19 protein-coding genes are annotated in these 19,898 nt (G+C 67.5%); 9 read left to right on the forward strand and 10 right to left on the reverse strand.

Annotated features, from left to right (window positions below):
- Window positions 1-6: 6 nt before the first annotated feature.
- The 6 genes from gyrB to dnaA form a co-directional block, all read right to left on the reverse strand.
- Window positions 7-2,076 (reverse strand): DNA topoisomerase (ATP-hydrolyzing) subunit B, encoded by a 2,070-nt coding sequence (gene gyrB, locus AB0P41_RS08710; RefSeq protein ID WP_104787390.1) that lies wholly within the window; start codon window positions 2,074-2,076, stop codon window positions 7-9.
- Window positions 2,077-2,479: 403 nt separating this feature from the next.
- The gene (locus AB0P41_RS08715; RefSeq protein WP_356709449.1) at window positions 2,480-2,998 is read right to left on the reverse strand and encodes a DciA family protein; all 519 of its coding nucleotides are present in this window, start codon (window positions 2,996-2,998) and stop codon (window positions 2,480-2,482) included.
- Between the two features lie 68 nt (window positions 2,999-3,066).
- Window positions 3,067-4,197 (reverse strand): DNA replication/repair protein RecF, encoded by a 1,131-nt coding sequence (gene recF, locus AB0P41_RS08720; protein WP_356709079.1) that lies wholly within the window; start codon window positions 4,195-4,197, stop codon window positions 3,067-3,069.
- Between the two features lie 52 nt (window positions 4,198-4,249).
- Entirely contained in the window at window positions 4,250-5,128 is an 879-nt protein-coding gene (gene gnd / locus AB0P41_RS08725; RefSeq protein WP_356709077.1) for a phosphogluconate dehydrogenase (NAD(+)-dependent, decarboxylating), read from the reverse strand.
- A gap of 145 nt (window positions 5,129-5,273) precedes the next feature.
- A complete protein-coding gene (gene dnaN, locus AB0P41_RS08730) occupies window positions 5,274-6,404 on the reverse strand; it encodes a DNA polymerase III subunit beta (protein WP_250288631.1) in 1,131 nt (376 codons plus the stop codon).
- A 981-nt stretch (window positions 6,405-7,385) separates the two neighbouring features.
- A complete protein-coding gene (gene dnaA, locus AB0P41_RS08735) occupies window positions 7,386-9,161 on the reverse strand; it encodes a chromosomal replication initiator protein DnaA (RefSeq protein ID WP_365930987.1) in 1,776 nt (591 codons plus the stop codon).
- A 380-nt stretch (window positions 9,162-9,541) separates the two neighbouring features.
- Between dnaA and rpmH the strand changes: the two genes are divergently transcribed.
- The 9 genes from rpmH to AB0P41_RS08780 all read left to right on the forward strand — a co-directional run bounded on the left by rpmH (window position 9,542) and on the right by AB0P41_RS08780 (window position 16,459).
- Window positions 9,542-9,679 carry a 50S ribosomal protein L34 gene (gene rpmH, locus AB0P41_RS08740; protein ID WP_003967884.1) on the forward strand — a complete coding sequence of 46 codons (138 nt, stop codon included), beginning with the start codon at window positions 9,542-9,544 and terminating at the stop codon, window positions 9,677-9,679.
- 19 nt (window positions 9,680-9,698) lie between these two features.
- A complete protein-coding gene (gene rnpA / locus AB0P41_RS08745) occupies window positions 9,699-10,070 on the forward strand; it encodes a ribonuclease P protein component (protein ID WP_104787397.1) in 372 nt (123 codons plus the stop codon).
- Window positions 10,067-10,426 carry a membrane protein insertion efficiency factor YidD gene (gene yidD, locus AB0P41_RS08750; protein WP_099173275.1) on the forward strand — a complete coding sequence of 120 codons (360 nt, stop codon included), beginning with the start codon at window positions 10,067-10,069 and terminating at the stop codon, window positions 10,424-10,426. The genes rnpA and yidD overlap by 4 nt, the downstream gene beginning before the upstream one ends.
- 3 nt (window positions 10,427-10,429) lie before the next feature.
- Complete coding sequence (gene yidC / locus AB0P41_RS08755; protein ID WP_365930991.1) at window positions 10,430-11,698, forward strand: membrane protein insertase YidC; 1,269 nt, start codon at window positions 10,430-10,432, stop codon at window positions 11,696-11,698.
- 14 nt (window positions 11,699-11,712) lie between these two features.
- The gene (locus AB0P41_RS08760; RefSeq protein ID WP_365930993.1) at window positions 11,713-12,222 is read left to right on the forward strand and encodes a R3H domain-containing nucleic acid-binding protein; all 510 of its coding nucleotides are present in this window, start codon (window positions 11,713-11,715) and stop codon (window positions 12,220-12,222) included.
- A 100-nt stretch (window positions 12,223-12,322) separates the two neighbouring features.
- Window positions 12,323-13,039 carry a 16S rRNA (guanine(527)-N(7))-methyltransferase RsmG gene (rsmG, locus tag AB0P41_RS08765; RefSeq protein ID WP_329230755.1) on the forward strand — a complete coding sequence of 239 codons (717 nt, stop codon included), beginning with the start codon at window positions 12,323-12,325 and terminating at the stop codon, window positions 13,037-13,039.
- Window positions 13,040-13,343: 304 nt separating this feature from the next.
- Window positions 13,344-14,438: a ParA family protein gene (locus AB0P41_RS08770; RefSeq protein ID WP_356709445.1), complete on the forward strand. Its 1,095-nt coding sequence runs from the start codon at window positions 13,344-13,346 to the stop codon at window positions 14,436-14,438.
- Window positions 14,435-15,535: a ParB/RepB/Spo0J family partition protein gene (locus tag AB0P41_RS08775; protein WP_356709066.1), complete on the forward strand. Its 1,101-nt coding sequence runs from the start codon at window positions 14,435-14,437 to the stop codon at window positions 15,533-15,535. The genes AB0P41_RS08770 and AB0P41_RS08775 overlap by 4 nt, the downstream gene beginning before the upstream one ends.
- A 306-nt stretch (window positions 15,536-15,841) precedes the next feature.
- On the forward strand, window positions 15,842-16,459 hold the full coding sequence (locus AB0P41_RS08780) for a GNAT family N-acetyltransferase (protein WP_356709064.1): 618 nt from the start codon (window positions 15,842-15,844) through the stop codon (window positions 16,457-16,459).
- Between the two features lie 139 nt (window positions 16,460-16,598).
- Here AB0P41_RS08780 and trxA read toward each other — a convergent pair whose 3' ends face one another.
- The 4 genes from trxA to sigM form a co-directional block, all read right to left on the reverse strand.
- Window positions 16,599-16,934 (reverse strand): thioredoxin, encoded by a 336-nt coding sequence (trxA, locus tag AB0P41_RS08785; RefSeq protein ID WP_356709062.1) that lies wholly within the window; start codon window positions 16,932-16,934, stop codon window positions 16,599-16,601.
- Between the two features lie 43 nt (window positions 16,935-16,977).
- Complete coding sequence (trxB, locus tag AB0P41_RS08790; RefSeq protein ID WP_365930996.1) at window positions 16,978-17,949, reverse strand: thioredoxin-disulfide reductase; 972 nt, start codon at window positions 17,947-17,949, stop codon at window positions 16,978-16,980.
- Window positions 17,950-18,075: 126 nt separating this feature from the next.
- Window positions 18,076-18,993 (reverse strand): hypothetical protein, encoded by a 918-nt coding sequence (locus tag AB0P41_RS08795; protein ID WP_365930998.1) that lies wholly within the window; start codon window positions 18,991-18,993, stop codon window positions 18,076-18,078.
- Window positions 18,990-19,688 carry an RNA polymerase sigma factor SigM gene (sigM, locus tag AB0P41_RS08800; protein WP_356709056.1) on the reverse strand — a complete coding sequence of 233 codons (699 nt, stop codon included), beginning with the start codon at window positions 19,686-19,688 and terminating at the stop codon, window positions 18,990-18,992. The genes AB0P41_RS08795 and sigM overlap by 4 nt, the downstream gene beginning before the upstream one ends.
- Between the last annotated feature and the right edge of the window lie 210 nt (window positions 19,689-19,898).

The raw sequence follows: 19,898 nt of genomic DNA on the forward strand, positions 1-19,898 counted from the left end.
GCCGACTCAGATGTCGAGGAAGCGGACGTCCTTGGCGTTGCGCTGGATGAACGAGCGCCGCGCCTCGACGTCCTCGCCCATCAGCACCGAGAACAGGTCGTCCGCCTGCGCCGCGTCGTCCAGCGTGACCTGGCCGAGCACACGGTGGTCGACGTCCATCGTGGTGACGCGCAGCTCCTCGGCGTTCATCTCACCGAGACCCTTGAAGCGCTGGATCGAGTCTTCCTTGATCCGCTTGCCGTTCTGCTTGCCGAGCGCCACCAGGGCGTCGCGCTCACGGTCCGAGTACGCGTACTCGAAGTCGTCACGGCCCCACTTGATCTTGTACAGCGGCGGGCGCGAGAGGTACACGTGCCCGGACTCGACCAGCGGCCGCATGAAGCGGAACAGGAAGGTCAGCAGCAGGGTGTTGATGTGCTGGCCGTCGACGTCGGCGTCCGCCATCAGGATGATCTTGTGATAGCGGAGCTTCTCGATGTCGAAGTCCTCGTGGACCCCGGTGCCGAAGGCGGAGATCAGCGCCTGGACCTCGGTGTTCTGCAGGATCTTGTCGATCCTGGCCTTCTCGACGTTCAGGATCTTGCCTCGGATCGGCAGGATGGCCTGGTACATCGGGTTACGGCCGGACTTCGCCGAACCACCGGCGGAGTCACCCTCGACGATGAAGATCTCGCACTTCGTCGGGTCGTTGGACTGGCAGTCGCTCAGCTTGCCGGGCAGCGAGGCGCTCTCCAGGAGCCCCTTGCGCCGCGTCAGGTCACGCGCCTTGCGGGCGGCGACACGGGCCGTGGAAGCCGCGATGCCCTTGCGGATGATGTCGGCGGCCTCGTTGGGGTTCCGGTCGAACCAGTCCGTCAGCTGCTCGTGGACGACCTTCTGGACGAAGGTCTTCGCCTCGGTGTTGCCCAGCTTGGTCTTCGTCTGGCCCTCGAACTGCGGCTCGCCCAGCTTGACCGAGATGATCGCCGTCAGGCCCTCACGGACGTCCTCACCGGTGAGGTTGTCGTCCTTCTCGCGCAGCAGCTTCTTGTCCCGCGCGTAGCGGTTGACCAGCGAGGTCAGCGCCGCGCGGAAACCCTCCTCGTGCGTGCCGCCCTCATGCGTGTGGATCGCGTTGGCGAAGGAGTAGACGCCCTCGGTGTACTGCGTGTTCCACTGCATGGCGATCTCGACCGAGAGGAGACGCTCCTTGTCCTCGGCCTCGATGTCGATCACCGACTGGTGAATGAGCTCGCCCTTGCGGGAGTTGAGGTACTTGACGAAGTCGACGATGCCGTTCTCGTAGTGATACGTGACCGTGCGGGTCGACTCCTCGTCGGGGACGTCGACCACCTCGGCGCTGTCCGCGCCCGCCGTGGCCTTCGCCGCCGCCCGCTCGTCGGTGAGCTTGAGGGTGAGTCCCTTGTTGAGGAACGCCATCTCCTGGAAGCGGCGCGAGAGGGTCTCGAAGGAGTAGTCGGTGGTCTCGAAGACGTCTCCGTCGGCCCAGAAGGTGACGGTCGTCCCCGTCTCCTCGGTGGCCTCGTTCCGGGCCAGCGGGGCGGTCGGGACACCGAGCTTGTAGTCCTGGGTCCAGCGGTAGCCGTCCGTCTTGACCTCCACGGCCACCCGTGTGGACAGGGCGTTGACGACGGAGACACCGACGCCGTGCAGACCGCCGGAGACGGCGTAACCGCCGCCGCCGAACTTGCCGCCGGCGTGCAGCACGGTGAGGACGACCTCGACAGCCGGCTTGCCCTCGGACGGCACGATGCCGACCGGGATGCCGCGGCCGTTGTCGATCACGCGCACCCCGCCGTCGGCGAGGATCGTGACGTCGATGGTGTCCGCGTGCCCGGCCATGGCCTCGTCGACCGAGTTGTCGACAACCTCTTGCACGAGGTGGTGGAGACCGCGCTCACCGGTGGACCCGATGTACATACCGGGTCGCTTGCGGACCGCGTCCAGGCCCTCGAGCACGGTGATCGCGCTGGCGTCGTACGAGGCGGTGACCTCGCCGTGCTCACCGGCTGTGGACGGGATGTTCTCGTTGGGGTTGCCGGAATCGGCCACGAAGCGCCCTTTCTGGCACAGCACAGGCCGTTCTCCGGCTGGCGGGAGCGGCTGCGTCGTTCGGCTTGTATCGACGACTCCCGCGAGGAAGCGGGATTGTCCACCAGTCTACCGGTAGCGCCGACATGAATGGGGGTTTGCCGGTGCCTGAGTACGCATGTGCCGCCCTGAATGAGCGGCTGACGACTCCCCATATTCGGGAAGGGGCCTCGGGGGGCTCACGAGGGCTTTGCGCGCTTCGGGCTGTCAACCTCTCACTACGGTGAGGGACGCCCCACTTCCCTCACAGTGAGCAAATCCCTACATAGTCGTACAGACCGGAAACGCGGGGCTGTCGAAGAAGCGGGACATACGTGGGTGAAGCGCAACCAGGGTCTCCCTCGGCGCGGGCCGGCGTCCGAAGGCTCCGGATGAGGAAAAGGCCTGCTCAGCCGTAGGTGTCGCCGGGCCCCTTGCTCCCGGGAGTCCGCAGAGGGCCGAATCTGCGCGGTGGACCACCCGGACCGAGCACCTTGATCATCCGCACGGTGCCGTGGCCCAGGTCCGTGTTCAGCCGGGCCACGAGCTGCGGGGCCAGCAGCCGGAGCTGCGTCGCCCACGCCGTCGAGTCGCACTGCACGGTCAGCACCCGCTCGGCCGGATCCTCGTCGTACCGCACGGGGACGCAGTGGTTGGCCAGATCGTCACCGACGATCTGCGGCCAGCGGCCCATCACACCGCCGACGGCAGCTGGTGTCTCCCAGCCCCGCTCGGTGATCAGCCGGTTGATCGCCGACCCCAGCGGCAGCGGGTCACGGCCGTCGGACCGGGCGCCCGACCGCAGGCCGCCGCCCCGCCTCGCCTGGTTCTTCTGCTGCGCCGCGGCGCCCCGGGCACGGGCCTGTTCCTTGGCGGCGCGCAGGGCCACCCGCGCCAGATCCACGCCGGACACCTCCGGCGGCTTCACCGGACCCGGACCCGCTACGGCCGGCTCCGCCTGTCCCGGAGGCGGCCCGCCCCGCTCGTCCGGGCCGCTCACAGCCGCTCCACCGCACCGGCGGACACGGCGTACCGGGCGCCCGCCAGCACACCCGGGACGTCGTCGTCCACTGCCGCCGTCACCAGCACCTGCTCACCGGGGGCCACCAGCTCGGCCAGCCGCTCGCGACGGCGCGCGTCCAGCTCGGCGAACACGTCGTCGAGCACCAGCACCGGCTCGTTGCCCTCGGTGCGGAGCAGATCGTACGAGGCCAGCCGCAGGGCCAGGGCGTACGACCAGGACTCGCCGTGGCTCGCGTACCCCTTCGCCGGCATGCCGCGAAGGCCGAGCACCAGGTCGTCGCGGTGCGGGCCGACCAGGGTCACCCCGCGCTCGATCTCCTGCTTGCGCGCCTCGGCCAGGGCCGCCATCACCTGCTCGTACAGCTCCTCACGGGTGCGCGCGGGCTCCACGTCGGCACCGACCGAGCTGCGGTACTCCAGGGCGACGGGGCCGCCACCGGGGGCCACGTCCGCGTACGCCTTGTCCGCCAGCGGCTGCAGGGTCGCGATCAGGTCCAGCCGCTGCGCCAGCAGCTCCGCGGCCACCCGGCCCAGGTGCTGGTCCCACACGTCCAGCGTGGACAGATCCATCGACCGGCCGCCGTGCCTGCGGGCCATGGCCGCGGACTTCAGCAGGGTGTTGCGCTGCTTCAGCACCCGCTCGTAGTCGGAGCGGACCCCGGCCATGCGGGGGGAGCGCGCCGTGATCAGCTCGTCCAGGAAGCGCCTGCGCTCACCCGGGTCGCCCTTCACCAGGGCCAGGTCCTCCGGGGCGAAGAGCACCGTGCGCACTATGCCCAGCACGTCCCGCGGCCTGACCTGCGACGACCTGTTGATACGGGCCCGGTTGGCGCGGCCGGGATTGAGCTCGAGCTCGATCAGCTGCGAGCGCTCCCCCTGGGTGACCGCGGCCCGTACGACGGCGCGCTCCGCACCCATGCGCACGAGGGGGGCATCGGAGGACACCCGGTGGCTGCCGAGCGTCGCCAGATAGCCGACCGCCTCCACCAGATTGGTCTTGCCCTGTCCGTTGGCCCCCACGAACGCGGTGACGCCCGGGTCGAGAGGCACCTCGACCCGGGCGTACGAGCGGAAGTCGGCCAGCGAAAGATGCGTGACGTGCATGGTCGCCGACCCTTCCGACTGCGTGCTCTGCTGTGTGCTGCTGTGCCGCTGGTTACTTCTTGTTCTCGACCGCGTGGCCGCCGAACTGGTTGCGCAGCGCGGCGATCATCTTCATCTGGGGCGAGTCGTCCTGACGCGAGGCGAAGCGCGCGAACAGGGACGCGGTGATCGCGGGCAGCGGGACCGCGTGGTCGATGGCGGCCTCGACCGTCCACCGGCCCTCGCCGGAGTCCGCCGCGAAACCACGGAGCTGGTCGAGGTGCTCGTCGTCGTCCAGTGCGTTGACCGCCAGGTCGAGCAGCCAGGAACGGATGACCGTCCCCTCCTGCCAGGAGCGGAAGACCTCGCGCACGTCGGTGACGGAGTCGACCTTCTCCAGGAGCTCCCAGCCCTCGGCGTAGGCCTGCATCATGGCGTACTCGATGCCGTTGTGGACCATCTTCGCGAAGTGGCCGGCACCGACCTTGCCCGCGTGGACCGAACCGAAGTCACCTTCGGGCTTGAGCGCGTCGAAGACGGGCTGGACCTTCGCGACGTTCTCCTCGGTACCGCCGTACATCAGGGCGTAGCCGTTCTCCAGGCCCCAGACACCACCGGAGACGCCGCAGTCGACGAAGCCGATGTCCTTGAGCCCCAGCTCGACGGCGTGCTTCTCGTCGTCGGTCCAGCGCGAGTTCCCGCCGTCCACGACGACGTCGCCCGGGGAGAGCAGATCGGCCAGCTCGTCGATGGTCGACTGGGTCGCGGCACCGGCCGGGACCATCACCCACACGACGCGCGGGCCCTTGAGCTTGCCCACAAGCTCTTCGAGGCTGTGGACATCGGCGACGTCCGGGTTGCGGTCGTAACCGATGACCGTGTGCCCTGCGCGGCGGATGCGCTCGCGCATGTTGCCGCCCATCTTGCCGAGGCCGACGAGACCGAGCTCCATCAGAGATTCCTTAAGCGTTGTGCCGATTCGTACCCAGGACCGAGCCTACGCCCGGCCGGGACAGCACGGCGGGGTGCAGCACGGAGGGCCCGCTCTGCGCTGAGCCTGCCCGCCGGAAACTGCCATGACAGGGACGACCGCCGGATCAGCCGGAGAGGCGGACCGGCATGATCAGGTACTTGTACGCGTCGTCGGCCTCGGCGTCGACGGCCGGCCGGCCGCTGAGCAGGGCGGGCTTGGTCGACGTCGTGAAGGAGAGCTGCGCGACCGGGGAGTCGATCGCGCTGAGCCCGTCCAGCAGGAAGGTCGGGTTGAAGGCGATCGAGATGTCGTCGCCCTCGAGCACGGCGTCGACGCGCTCCACAGCCTGTGCGTCGTCGCTGGAACCGGCCTCCAGGATGAGCACGCCCTGCTCGAAGCTGAGGCGCACCGGGGTGTTGCGCTCGGCGACGAGCGCCACACGCTTCACGGCCTCGACGAACGGGGCGGTCTCGATGACCGCGACCGAGTTGAACTCGGTGGGGAAGAGCGTCCGGTACTTCGGGAGGTCACCCTCCAGCAGTCGCGTGGTCGTACGGCGGCCGGCGCCCTCGAAACCGATGAGACCTTCGCCCGCGCCCGAGCCGGACAGCGCCAGCGTCACCGTGTCACCGCTGGTCAGTGCCTTGGCGGTGTCCAGCAGCGTCTTGGCGGGCACCAGGGCCACCGCGGAGGCGTCGGGGTTCTCCGGCTTCCACAGGAACTCGCGGACCGCGAAGCGGTAGCGGTCGGTCGACGCGAGCGTGACGGTCTCGCCCTCGATCTCGATCCGCACGCCGGTCAGGACGGGCAGGGTGTCGTCCCGCCCGGCCGCGATGGCGACCTGGGCCGCCGCGGAGGCGAAGACCTCGCCGGGGACGGTGCCCGTGGCGGTCGGCATCTGCGGCAGTGCCGGGTACTCCTCCACAGGCAGTGTGTGGAGTGTGAACCGCGAGGAGCCGCAGACCACCGTGGCGCGCACACCGTCGGTGGAGATCTCCACCGGCCTGTTCGGCAGGGCGCGGCAGATGTCGGCGAGAAGACGGCCGGAGACGAGCACCGTGCCGTCCTCCTCGACCTCGGCGTCCACCGAGACCTTGGCGGAGACCTCGTAGTCGAAGCTCGAGAAGCTGAGAGCTCCGTCCTCGGCCTTCAGCAGAAGGCCCGCGAGAACGGGCGCCGGCGGACGGGCCGGGAGGCTACGGGCCACCCAGGCCACCGCCTCCGCGAGTACATCGCGCTCCACCCGGATCTTCACCGGAACCGCCTCCTGCTGTTGCTCGCTCGCCCTGCTGGCCTTCGTCGTCTGGTCGGGGGTCTCCCTGCCCAAGGGCTGGGGAGGCCGCCGGGGTCCAGTCTGACGTACGGCACCGACACTCGTTGCTGCTCGGGGTCAAGTCGCACCAAGAGGTTCGCGGAGCTCGCCACTCAAGTTGTGCACAGGCCCCACTTCGAAGCGGATTCCTGGCTAACTCTGAGTGGTAGTAGTAGTAGGCCCTGTGGAAACCGTGGATAACGTCGTTTTCGCAGGTCAGGCCCCATATTTTGTCCACCGACCCTGTGGGTGGCGCCGGTGGACAACCAGGCGTTTCTGTGGACACGCGAAAGTTCTGCACACCCGATGCACAGGGCGGGGTCACTTCTCCCCAGGGCTGTCCCCAGCTTTACCCACGTTCCCCACAGCTCAACCGAGGGTCCTCGTGTGACGCCTTTCACTCTCGGCAGTGAAAGGCGGTGTCGGGTTGCCGAACAGTGGACAGGGGTGTGGAGAAGCTGGGGACAACCGCGCTGTGCCTGTGGGCCGCCGGTGGACAACATCATCGGGGCCCTGTGGACGAAATCTCTGTCCACAGGCTGTGGATCATCGTTGACCACAAATCCCCAGGCATGTGACCTGGCCTGATGGAGTATCGACAGCAGGCCCTGTGGACGCAATATGGACAACTTCGCAGTCCCCAGGCTGTGGACGCCGGATTCCTCATCCTTCTGTGGAGAAGCGCTGGTCCGGGGCCTGTATTCGAACACTTCAGAGGGCCGGAGCCGTTCCGGAGGCCATGGAGTCGAGCCGGATCGCACGCGCCGGAGACCCCGAAGGCCGCCCCCAGGGACACCGCACGCCGGTTTCTGGAGCCCGCTCTCAGCAGCCCGTGACGAAGAAGGGCGCCCCGCGAGGACGTCGTGAGGTCCTCGCGGGGCGCCCGGGGCGCGCTGTTGTGCTGTCCTGGCCGGTGCCGGCCCGTCAGCCGTTCTTGATGCGGTTGGTGAGCTCGGTGACCTGGTTGTAGATGGAGCGGCGCTCCGCCATGAGCGCCCGGATCTTCCGGTCGGCGTGCATCACCGTGGTGTGGTCCCGGCCGCCGAACTGGGCGCCGATCTTGGGCAGCGAGAGGTCCGTGAGTTCGCGGCACAGATACATGGCGATCTGGCGTGCCGTCACCAGGACCCGGCTGCGCGAGGATCCGCAGAGGTCCTCCACCGTCAGTCCGAAGTAGTCCGCCGTCGCCGCCATGATCGCCGGGGCGGTGATCTCGGGCGCCGAGTCCTCCCCGCCGGGGATCAGGTCCTTGAGCACGATCTCGGTCAGACCGAGGTCCACAGGCTGCCGGTTGAGGCTGGCGAACGCCGTCACCCGGATCAGCGCGCCCTCCAGCTCGCGGATGTTGCGCGAGATGCGGGACGCGATGAACTCCAGTACCTCCGGCGGCGCGTTGAGCTGCTCCTGCACCGCCTTCTTACGGAGGATCGCGATGCGCGTCTCCAGCTCCGGCGGCTGCACATCGGTGGTGAGGCCCCACTCGAACCGGTTGCGCAACCGGTCCTCCAGCGTCACCAGCTGCTTGGGCGGCCGGTCGGAGGAGAGCACGATCTGCTTGTTGGCGTTGTGGAGCGTGTTGAAGGTGTGGAAGAACTCCTCCTGCGTCGACTCCTTGCTCGCCAGGAACTGGATGTCGTCGACCAGGAGGATGTCCACGTCGCGGTAGCGCTTGCGGAAGGTGTCGCCCTTGCCGTCGCGGATCGAGTTGATGAATTCGTTGGTGAACTCCTCGGAGCTCACGTACCGCACCCGGGTCCCCGGGTAGAGGCTCCGCGCGTAATGCCCGATGGCGTGCAGGAGATGGGTCTTGCCGAGCCCCGACTCCCCGTAGATGAAGAGGGGGTTGTACGCCTTCGCGGGTGCCTCGGCGACGGCGACCGCGGCCGCGTGCGCGAAGCGGTTGGACGCCCCGATCACGAAGGTGTCGAAGAGGTACTTCGGATTCAGCCGGGCGTGCGGCTCGCCGGTCCCGGGCGGGGGTGCGGACTGCGTGCCCATGTGGCCGCCGCCGGCCCTCCCGGTCCCGGGGCCGCCCTGGCGGTGCTGGTCCTGCAGCTCGTGGCGGTCGCGGCTGTCCCGCTGCTGCTCGTAACCCTGGTGCTCGGGCGGCTGCGGACGGTAGTCGTGCTGTGGCTGCTGGGGGCGCGGGCTCGCGTACGGGTCGCGGTCCTGGTAGCCGCCGTGCCGGGGCTGCCAGGAGAGGTCGTCCTGGACCCGGGGCCAGGCGCCGGGCTCGGGACGGTGCTGCTGGTAGTCAGGGTAGGCGGGGCGGGCCGTCGGCATGCCGTCGTCGGAGGACCTGGGGCCGTAGCCGTCGTACCCGTCGCTGCGCGAGGGCTCGTCGTGCTGCGGTCCCTGGTAGCGGTGGGACTGCTGTCCTGGGTGGGACTGGTGCATCGGGGGCGCCGGCGGAGCGGGGGGCTCGCCCGCGGAATCGTCGACGGTGATCGCGATACGGATCGGCCGTCCGCACTCACGGGTGAGCGTCTCGCTGATCAGCGGGGCGAGACGGCCCTCCAGGACACGCTTGCCCCACTCGTTGGGGACGGCCAGCAGTGCGGTGTCGGCGACGAGTGCCAGGGGCTGGCAGCGCTCGATCCACTGCTTGTCCTTCGGCTCGATGCCCTGCTGGCCCTCCCCGAGGAGTTGTTCCAGCACTCGCGGCCACACTGCGGCAAGATCGGCAGGTACGTCAGCCACAAGGCACGCTCTCTCGCATGTCCCACGAATGTGTGCTTCTCGGGACGGATGGGTCGGGTCGGGTGAGGCCCGGCAGGCAGGAAGGAAAAGAACCGGAGTTCAGCCACGGTAGTCAGGCCGACCCGCGCGGTTCAAGTTGTTGTCCACAGGCTGTGTACAGCAGGGGGTGGTGCGAGGCCGGTTTGACCGGATGGCGTAGCCGCGCGTACCGTGACCAGGTCGAGTTGTCGATGGCTGCTGCCGCCTGCCTCCGATGGGCAAACATCACGATCTGTGATTGTGAAGCGGTGCACTAAGGCGTTTACGCGAGTTCCTCGTGGGCGCACGGTGACAGCCAGGCGATGTCCCGCCAACACACGAAACATTTCTGGAGCCCCCGAGTGAGCAAGCGCACCTTCCAGCCGAACAACCGTCGTCGCGCCAAGACCCATGGCTTCCGGCTGCGTATGCGTACCCGTGCCGGCCGCGCGATTCTCGCGAACCGCCGTGGCAAGGGCCGCAGCAGCCTGTCCGCCTGATCGCTTACAGGTCCATGACGTGCTGCCTACCGAGAATCGGCTGAGGCGGCGCGAGGACTTCGCGACCGCGGTACGACGAGGACGCCGAGCCGGGCGTCCGCTACTTGTCGTGCACCTACGCAGCGGTGTTACGGACCCGCACGTGACAGGGGAGAGTGTTCCCCCGCCGCGTGCGGGTTTCGTTGTCAGCAAAGCAGTGGGGGGAGCGGTCGTTCGCACCGCGGTGAAGCGGAAGCTTCGCCATCTGGTCCGCGATCGGCTTGCTCAGCTGCCCCCCGGTAGCCTTGTTGTCGTACGAGCGCTACCCGGATCGGGTGACGCCGACCATGCACAGCTGGCCCGAGACCTGGACGCCGCCCTTCAGCGGCTGCTGGGAAGGGGTGCGCGATGAAGTACCCGTTGCTGGCTCTCATCAAGCTGTACCAGTGGACGATCAGCCCGCTCCTCGGGCCCGTCTGCCGCTACTACCCGTCGTGTTCCCACTATGGATATACGGCGATCGACCGGCACGGTGCGATCAAGGGAACAGCGCTGACCGCATGGCGCATCCTGCGTTGCAATCCGTGGTCACCCGGCGGCGTGGATTACGTACCGCCACGCAAACGTCCGCGTTGGCACGAAATGCTGCGCAACTGTGTGCGTGGCGGCAAGGGCGGGGACTCCGCCGCCGATGTGCCTTCCGGGGGGTCGGTCTCCGAACCCCTGAGCCCGGCCACAGAGACCTCGCCCAAAGCTCAAGGAGCCTGATTAGTGGACACGATTGCCAGTCTGTTCAGCTTTATCACCACACCTGTCTCGTGGGTCATCGTCCAGTTCCACAAGATCTACGGTGCGTTGTTCGGCGATGACACGGGGTGGGCCTGGGGCCTGTCCATCGTGTCCCTGGTGGTCCTGATCCGGATCTGTCTGATCCCGCTTTTCGTCAAGCAGATCAAGTCGACCCGGAACATGCAGGTGCTCCAGCCGAAGATGAAGGCGATCCAGGAGCGCTACAAGAACGACAAACAGCGTCAGTCCGAAGAGATGATGAAGCTGTACAAGGAGACGGGTACCAACCCGCTCTCCTCGTGCCTTCCGATCCTGGCGCAGTCCCCGTTCTTCTTCGCCCTGTATCACGTGCTCTCGGCCATCGCCTCGGGCAAGACGATCGGTGTCATCGACCAGCCGCTGCTGGACAGCGCCCGTCAGGCACACATCTTCGGCGCTCCGCTGGCCGCGAAGTTCATGGACAGCGAGGAGAAGGTGCAGGCGCTCGGCGCCTCCCTGACCGACGTCCGTGTCGTGACCGCGATCATGATCGTGATGATGTCAGCGTCGCAGTTCTTCACCCAGCGCCAGCTGATGACGAAGAACGTCGACCTGACGGTGAAGACCCCGTACATGCAGCAGCAGAAGATGCTGATGTACATCTTCCCGCTCATCTTCGCCGTCATGGGCATCAACTTCCCCGTCGGTGTCCTCGTGTACTGGCTGACCACCAACGTCTGGACCATGGGTCAGCAGATGTACGTGATCAACCAGAACCCGACTCCCGGCAGCAAGGCGCAGGACCAGTACCTGAACCGCGTGCTGAAGAGCGTGACCGCCCATGGTGAGGTGCGTGGCCGGACGCGGCGTAACACCGTCAAGCGGATCGTCGCCAAGGGCCCCGACCGCAACGACATCGAGCGCAAGTTCATCACCGGTCTGGGCAAGCTCGGCCTCGCGGCCCAGGAGGACGGGACGGTCGCCAAGAGCGAAGCCGCCGTTCTCGAGGCCGAGGGTGGGGCGGCGCCCAAGCGGCAGCAGCCCAAGCGCCAGACCAAGGCGAAGCGCCACACCGCTGCCACGCATCCCGGTACGGCCAAGGCGACCGACTCCACGGGCTCGGAACCCAAGACCTCGCTGGAGAAGCAGGACGCACCGCAGGACGACAAGCCGAAGCCGGCGGCCAAGCGCGCCGCGTCCGGCTCCTCACGCCAAGCCAAGTCCGGACAGCGCAAGGGCCCACAGCGGCCCAAGCACCCGTCCAAGAAGTAAGAAGGAGTCCATCCGTGACGGAAGGCACCACCACCACGGCCGCTGAGGGCAGCGACACTCTGACCCGCCTCGAGCAGGAGGGGGAGATCGCGGCTGACTACCTCGAAGGCCTGCTCGACATCGCCGACCTCGACGGTGACATCGACATGGACGTGGAGGCGGACCGGGCCGCGGTCTCGATCATCAGCGACTCGGCGCGTGACCTGCAGAAGCTTGTGGGCCGCGAGGGTGAGGTGCTGGAGGCACTCCAGGAGCTGACGCGCCTGGCCGTTCACCGTGAGACCGGGGACCGCAGTCGGCTGATGCTGGACATCAGCGGCTTCCGTGCCAAGAAGCGTGAGGTTCTGGCCGCTCTCGGTGCCAAGGCCGCGGATGAGGTCAAGAGCTCGGGCGAGCCGGTGAAGCTCGAGCCGATGACGCCGTTCGAGCGCAAGGTCGTGCATGACGCGATCGCGGCCGCGGGTCTGCGCAGCGAGTCCGAGGGCGAGGAGCCTCAGCGCTTCGTCGTCGTTCTCCCGGCCTGACCGGTTCCTTGTACTGTCGGCCCCGTCTGTTCGCAGGCGGGGCCGATCTTTGTCAGCCTGATAGTCAGCGTGCTAGAGCGGTACGGAAGGACGGTCCCCCGTGACGGAGGAAGCAGAGCTCCCTCAGGCGCCCAAGGAGGCGCAGGCGGTATTCGGTGAGTTCTTCCCAGAGGCTGTCAGGTACGCGGAGCTCCTCGCGGACGCTGGCGTCAAGCGCGGTCTGATCGGCCCGCGCGAGGTGCCACGCCTGTGGGAGCGCCATCTGCTGAACTGTGCGGTGCTCTCCGAAGTGGTGCCCGAGGGTGTCACGGTGTGCGATGTGGGTTCGGGGGCCGGCCTTCCCGGTATCCCGCTCGCATTGGTGCGCCCCGATCTCAAGATCACGCTGCTCGAGCCGCTGCTGCGGCGCACGAATTTTCTCCAGGAAGTCGTCGAGCTCCTGGGCCTGGATCATGTGACGGTGGTCCGCGGCCGGGCCGAGGAGGTGCTGGGGACACTTCAGCCGGTTCACGTGGTGACGGCCCGGGCGGTCGCCCCGCTCGACAGGCTCGCCGGATGGGGGGTGCCTCTGCTCCGCCCCTACGGAGAGATGCTGGCGCTCAAGGGGGGCACCGCCGAGGAGGAGATCCAGGGGGCCCGGGCTGCTCTGAGCAAGCTCGGAGTGGTGGAGACCGAGGTGCTACAGGTCGGCGAGGGCCTGGTGGACCCGGCGTCCACGGTGGTGCGTGTGGTGGTCGGGGAGAGCCCCGGTGGTGTGAGGTTCGCCGCAAAGCGAGCCAAGGCCGCACGGGTGGGCCGGACGCGCCGACGACGATGAGCGCCGGTCGGCCGACGATTCAGTGAGTCTGATCTGGTGCCTTTAGGGCGCTACTGGCCTTTTTGCGCAGATGCTCCATGCAAGCAGCGATATGTGGAGCCTGCGGAGTGTCGGGAGCCCGCCGCTGTGCCGCACAGGCATCGTGTTTCACGTGAAACGTCGCTCTCTGCTGCAGGGAATCATCGGTCGCGGTCGTGTGGCCGCCGCGCCGCGCGACCGCAAGCCCCTACGGGCTACCGAGTTGTCCACAGAACCGGATTCATCCACAGAAGAGTCGGCCTCGCTGGTTCACGACCCCGAAAGCATGGCAGGCTCTGTTCATTGCGAGCCTGAAGTCGAGGAGAGTGAATCCTTGCGGTCCGACGCCAACATCGCGGGACCGATGACCGATCCGGTCCCCGGTCCCCGTACCGAGTCCCTGGGGGACGGTGTTTCACGTGAAACACCGCCTCCGATGGACGACACGCCCATTGGTCGTGCGGCCCAGCTGGCGGTCGAGGCTCTCGGCCGCGCCGGCGAGGGGCTGCCGCGACCTGACCGGACACGCGTCATGGTCGTGGCCAACCAGAAGGGCGGCGTGGGGAAGACGACCTCGACGGTCAACCTCGCCGCTTCGCTCGCGCTGCACGGCGCACGCGTCCTGGTGGTGGACCTCGACCCGCAGGGGAACGCCTCCACGGCTCTGGGGATCGACCATCACGCGGAAGTCCCCTCCATCTACGACGTACTGGTGGAGAGCATGCCGCTCTCCGATGTGGTTCAGCCGGTCCCGGATGTCGAGGGCCTCTTCTGTGCGCCGGCGACCATCGATCTCGCCGGTGCGGAGATCGAACTCGTATCGCTGGTGGCGCGGGAGAGCCGACTGCAGCGGGCCATCCAGGCGTATGACCAGCCACTCGACTACATCCTCATCGACTGCCCCCCCTCGCTCGGACTGCTGACAGTCAACGCGCTCGTCGCGGGAGCAGAGGTGCTCATCCCGATCCAGTGTGAGTACTACGCGCTGGAGGGGCTGGGGCAGCTGCTTCGCAACGTCGACCTGGTCCGGGGGCATCTGAACCCCGATCTCCACGTCTCGACGATCCTGCTCACCATGTACGACGGCAGGACCCGGCTTGCTTCACAGGTCGCGGAGGAGGTGCGCAGCCACTTCGGTAAGGAAGTCCTGCGGACCAGCATCCCGCGTTCTGTGCGCATCTCGGAGGCGCCCAGCTACGGGCAGACCGTCCTGACATACGATCCGGGCTCCAGCGGATCCCTGTCCTACCTCGAAGCGGCCCGTGAGATCGCGCTCAGAGGCGTCGGAGTGCATTACGAGGCCCAGCACGCGCCGACGGGCGAGCCTGCCCACACGGGCGTCCAGAACAGTCAGCAGAGCCATTCGGAGGGCATGCAGTGAGTGAGCGTCGTAGAGGGCTGGGGCGTGGGCTCGGTGCACTGATTCCCGCAGCTCCGCAGGAAAAGCAGGTCGCGAGCCCGGCGTCCGCTGGGAATGCGGGGGGTGCGTCGCCCATCCTGACCGCCGAGCGTGGGGTGGCTGCCGCGAAACTGGCGGCGCTCCCTGCCGGCACGTTGGTCCCGGAGCCGAGTTCTCCCGTCGGGGAGCAGGATGCCACCACCGAACAGACCGATTCAGCCGGGGCGTACTTCGCTGAGATCCCCCTGTCTTCGATCACGCCGAACCCCAGGCAGCCTCGCGAAGTCTTCGACGAGGACGCTCTGGCCGAGCTGGTCACCTCTATCAAGGAGGTCGGTCTCCTCCAGCCCGTCGTCGTACGCAAGGTCGACGACGACCGTTTCGAGCTCATCATGGGTGAGCGGCGTTGGAGGGCGTGCGGCGAAGCCGGTCTGGAGCGCATCCCGGCCATCGTCCGAGCGACGGACGACGAGAAGCTGCTGCTCGACGCACTCCTGGAGAACCTGCACCGGGCTCAGCTGAATCCCTTGGAGGAGGCGGCGGCGTACGACCAGCTGCTGCAGGACTTCAAGTGCACGCACGATCAGCTGGCGGATCGGATCGGCCGGTCCCGTCCGCAGGTGTCGAATACGCTCCGTCTGCTCCGGCTCTCCCCGCCGGTGCAACGCAGGGTGGCGGCAGGAGTCCTCTCGGCCGGCCACGCGAGGGCCCTGCTCTCGGTGGACGACTCCGAGGAGCAGGACCGGCTGGCGCATCGCATCGTGGCCGAGGGACTGTCGGTGCGGGCGGTCGAGGAGATCGTGAACCTTCTGGGCTCTGAGCCGACCAGTTCCGCGAAGCCTCGGGGGCCCAGGGCCGGAGGCCGGGTCTCGCCGGCTCTGACCGATCTTGCCTCCCGGCTCTCCGACCGGTTCGAGACGCGGGTGAAGGTCGACCTCGGGCAGAAGAAGGGGAAGATCGTCGTCGAGTTCGCCTCGATGGAGGATCTGGACCGCATTCTCGGCAGCCTCGCTCCCGGCGAGGGAAGAGTGCTGGAGCGCAGCATCGAGGAAGGGCAGGCCGAGGCCGACGAGGCCTGAACCTGCAGGACGGCAAAGGGCGGGCCGAGCTCCGGCAAGATCTCCGGAGTTCGGCCCGCCCTTTGCCGTCTCTCGGTATCCCCATCACCTCTGGGTGGATACGATGCGTTCTGGTATGGCGTATCCACCACCGTGATCCACCTCAGAGGAGGCGGGGGCCGTGCGATCAGTGAATCGCAGCCACCTGGTGACAGTCGGTTTGGGGCTTGGTGCTGTCGGGGGGTTCGTCGGCAGCTTGTTCCGAGAACGGAGCGCGCTGGCATCCGCACGTGATGCGGCGGGCGGAGGAAGTGAGGAACCGCCTACATGGGGCGACGGCTCGTACCGCTCACACTGGACAACCTTCCGGATCTCCCCAGGCGATGCCGCTCGTGTGTCTTCTGGGAACTTGATCCGGTCAGCGGGGAAGCTGCGGTAAAGGCAGGCAGGCCTGAACTCGAGAAGGAGGCCTGGATTTCCGCAGTGCTGCTGGAGTGGGGATCCTGCGGACGGGTCGTCTACGTGGACGATGTCGCGGCCGGCTTCGTTCTCTATGCGCCGCCTGCGTACGTTCCCCGTTCTACGGCGTTTCCCACCAGCCCTGTCTCCCCCGACGCCGTGCAACTGATGACCGCGTTGATCGTGCCGGGTTTCCAGGGACAAGGGCTGGGGCGCGTGATGGTGCAAACAGTGGCCAAGGACTTGCTGCGACGTGGCTTCAAGGCGATCGAGGCCTTCGGTGACGCCCGATGGAAAGAGCCGGCGTGTGTGCTGCCTGCGGATCACCTGCTCGCGGTCGGCTTCAAGACGGTGCGTCCTCACCCTGCGCATCCGCGGCTGAGGCTTGAGCTGCGTACGACGCTCTCCTGGAAGGAAGACGTCGAGCTGGCGCTGGACAGGCTGCTGGGCGCAGTACAGAAGGAGCCGGCGCTCCGTCCTCTCTGAGCCCGGCGATCCGAACCGTGGCCGATCCGTGCGCAGAGGGCCTGGCCCTGCAGAACGGGCCGTGCAGGGGAAACGGGCCGTACATGTAAAACGGGTCCACCCCGAGGGGTGGACCCGTTTCACGTGAAACAGTCAGGCGCTACTTCTGGACGATGAAGCCCTCGAGGTCGCGGAGAATCGCGGCCTTCGGCTTGGCGCCGACAATGGTCTTGGCGACCTCGCCACCCTTGTACACGTTCAGCGTGGGGATCGACATGACGCCGTACTTCGCCGCGGTGGCCGGGTTCTCGTCGATGTTGAGCTTGACGATTTCGATCTCGTCGCCGTGCTCAGCCGCGATGGCCTCCAGGGAAGGAGCGATCTGGCGGCACGGGCCGCACCAGGCGGCCCAGAAGTCCACCAGTACGGGCTTGTCGTTCTTCAGGACGTCCTCATCGAAGGAGTCGTCAGTCACGTTCTTCAGGGCGCCGGCCACGGCGACCTCCTTAACTTCGCGGGGGTGGGGTTCGGGGGATCAGTCAGACTGCCGGGGTCTTCTCCGGCTCGGCGGGCTGTTCGTCGGAGAGTGCGGCCAGGAACCGCTCGGCGTCGAGAGCAGCCGAGCAGCCGGTACCGGCTGCCGTGATGGCCTGCCGGTACGTGTGGTCGACGACGTCGCCGGCGCCGAAGACACCCTTCAGGTTGGTGCGCGTCGAAGGAGCGTCGACCTTGAGGTAGCCCTCGTCGTCGAGGTCGAGCTGACCCTTGAAGAGCTCCGTGCGGGGGTCATGGCCGACAGCGATGAACAGGCCGGTCACGGGAAGCTCCGAGGTCTCACCGGTCTGGGTGTTGCGCAGGGTGAGGCTGGAGAGCTTCTGGTCCCCGTGGACCGTGGCAACCTCGCTGTTCCACGCGAACTTGATCTTCGGGTCGGCGAAAGCGCGATCCTGCATGGCCTTGGAGGCGCGCAGGGAGTCACGGCGGTGCACGATCGTGACGGACTTGGCGAACCGGGAAAGGAAGGTCGCCTCTTCCATGGCGGTGTCACCGCCACCGACCACGGCGATGTCCTGGTCCTTGAAGAAGAAGCCGTCGCAGGTCGCACACCACGAGACCCCACGTCCGGAGAGCGCGTCCTCGTTGGGCAGACCGAGCTTGCGGTGCTGGGAGCCCGTGGTGACGATGACGGCCTTGGCGAGGTGTACCGTGCCCGCGGTGTCCGTGACGGTCTTGACGTCCCCGGAGAGGTCGACGGAGACGACATCGTCGGGGATGAGCTCGGCACCGAAGCGCTCAGCCTGGGCGCGCATGTTGTCCATGAGCTCAGGGCCCGTGATTCCATCCTGGAAACCCGGGAAGTTCTCCACGTCGGTGGTGTTCATCAGTGCACCGCCGGCGGTGACGGCGCCCTCGAAGACCAGCGGCTTCAGCGACGCGCGAGCGGTGTACAGGGCGGCGGTGTAACCAGCCGGCCCAGAGCCGATGATGATCACATTACGGACGTCGCTCACGGGTTCTTCCTCGTCTCTGCAGACTGCCTACTGCCTACTGGGGTCGGTTCCACGACTCTCACCCCACCCAACGGATCCTACGGGGCATGCATTCCCGAAATACCGGTCCGGCTCCCGGCAGTGTCCTCAGGGGCGTGCGTAGGAGTGCGTGAGCAGCAGGTGCCCCTTTGCCGCAGGCGTGGAATCCACACAGGCAGCGTCGACGACGTAGGCCTGGACGCGAGCGGAGTCAGCCGCATCGGGCAGCACGACGAGGAAGGCGGCCGTTCCCTCGTAGCTTCCCTCTTCCACCGCCAGAGGGGGAGTGTCCCGGCCGGTGCCCTGCTGGACGCAGGGCGGAACATCCACGATCGGCGCGCGCAGGGGTGTACGGGGGGACGCGGCACCGGGGGACAGATCCCCCGGGGAGGACTTGGTGTCCATCGACGGCTTGCCCGCGTCCCCGACGGCCTCGGAGGCGCCCGACTCGCTCAGAAGCGTATGGACGCGGCCTTCCAGCGTTCCTTCCGAGAAGTCCTCCCGACTGCTGTCCGCAGCGCTGACTCCGCTGTCAGCCATCTTGCCGGCCGAGTCCTGGGACACCTGGAAGGACTGGAGCAGGAAGACGCTCATGCCGACTGCGGCAGCACCGAAGGCGGTGCCGAGGATCACGGTGCGGCGCCGACGGCGGGCCGGACTCCGGCCGGGGCCTGTGGCTCCACGCGGGCGTCCTGCGGGTCGAGGGGCTGCCGCGCTGCCGTCAGCTGTTGTTTCACGTGAAACAGCAGTCTCGGCGGTGGGCGCCTGAGCGATGGTCGCAGCTTCGGACGCCAGCGCCGCATCGATGCGGTCGGCGACATCTTCCGGCATGCGCTCAAGAAGTGGCTCACGCTCCCCCAGCAGCGATCGGATCTCTTCCAGTGAGGTGTGGGTGTCGGCGCACTCCTCGCAGGCGTCGAGGTGGCGGCGGAGTTCTGCTTCGTGGGACGGCTGGAGGAGACCTTCGGTGAGGTCGGAGATCTCGGAGATGTCCGGGTGCTGAGCCGTGTCGGCCGTGGATGTCATGCGAGCCCACCTCCACCCTTCACTCCGGCAGGATCACCATCGCCTGCGTCTCTTGGTCCTGACGCCGGTGGGACGGATGGCCCCTGCGTCCGGTTCCTTTCCATGGAGACGTCCTTGCCGTCCTCTCTGTTGGCTCGCAGATGCGTCAGCAGGGGGAGGAGTCTGGCCCGGCCACGCGCACAGCGGCTCTTCACGGTCCCGGTCGGTACGTCGAGGATGCGGGCGGCCTCGGCGACGGGGTAGGCCTGCATGTCCACAAGGACGAGCGCGGCCCGCTGCTCGGCGGGCAGGGTGGCCAGTGCGGCCAGGAGCTCTCGATGCAGGTCCTGTCGCTCAGCGGGAGCCTCGGCGGATTCGTGCGGCTCCATGAGCTGGTCGAGCCGCTCGGTGTCGTCGACCGGCGCGGTCTTCCGGGAGGCGGCCTTCCGGGCGCGGTCCAGGCAGGCGTTCACGGTGATCCGGTGCAGCCATGTGGTCACGGCGGACTGGCCACGGAAGGTATGGGCAGCACGGAAGGCGGAGACAAGGGCATCCTGCACGGCGTCGGCTGCTTCCTCACGGTCGCCCAGTGTGCGCAGGGCCACGGCCCAGAGGCGGTCACGGTGTCGTCGCACGAGCTCGCCGAAGGCGTCAGGGTCGCCTGCGACGTGCTGGGCCAGGAGATCCTGGTCGCTGGGCGGGTCGGATTGCTGCACGGTCCCCCTCCCTACTTCTGAGCCCTGCCCGCATGTAACCGGAAGCACTCTCTTGATCTTGCCGCGAACAGCCGGCCGGACGTACGTGACCGTGACCGGGTCGGCCTGACCGGAGTGCCGGTCTGTCTATCACGGTTCGACGGAGGAGAGCATAGAGCTGAAGAAGCCTAGCTCTAAGAAGACTGCGGCCATGAGTATCTCAGTCACAAC

Source organism: Streptomyces sp. NPDC079167, from assembly GCF_040686735.1.
Classification (GTDB): Bacteria; Actinomycetota; Actinomycetes; order Streptomycetales; family Streptomycetaceae; genus Streptomyces.